Origin of the sequence: Streptosporangium amethystogenes (assembly GCF_000721075.1) — a bacterium.
GTDB classification, from domain to species: domain Bacteria; phylum Actinomycetota; class Actinomycetes; order Streptosporangiales; family Streptosporangiaceae; genus Streptosporangium; species Streptosporangium amethystogenes.
This window is the reverse complement of sequence record NZ_JOEQ01000168.1, coordinates 1-359: the sequence shown is the minus strand read 5'-3', so window position 1 is coordinate 359 and position 359 is coordinate 1. Positions and strand designations below refer to the sequence as shown.

Annotated in this window: 1 protein-coding gene; it reads left to right on the top strand. The window is 69.6% G+C overall.

The annotated features are described in order from the left end of the window. Positions 1–5: 5 nt before the first annotated feature. Positions 6–359: phosphopantetheine-binding protein (locus tag IG98_RS46295; protein WP_281178621.1), on the top strand; the 354-nt coding region annotated here is incomplete at its 3' end.

Here is a 359-nt window from a genome sequence, read left to right as displayed (position 1 = left end):
TCGATCTGGGTGGGGACAGCATCGTGGCGATTCGGTTGGTGGCTCGGGGGCGTGCGGCGGGGGTGGTGTTCTCGCCTCGGGATGTGTTCCGGTATCAGAACGTGCGGGAGTTGGCCGCGGTCGCGGTCGAGGAAGGGCAGCGGCGGGGCGAGCCGGAAGACGCGGGGATCGGATGGTTTCCAGCGACTCCGATCATGGCCTGGCTCGCGGAGCGCGGAGGTCCTGTCGCCGGTTACAGCCAGACGGTCGTCCTGCAGGTTCCTGCCGGGCTGGGGCTGGACCGTCTGACGTCGGCGGTGCGGGTGGTGCTGGATCACCATGACGTGCTGCGGCTGCGGGTGTCGGCGGAGGGGGGGTAT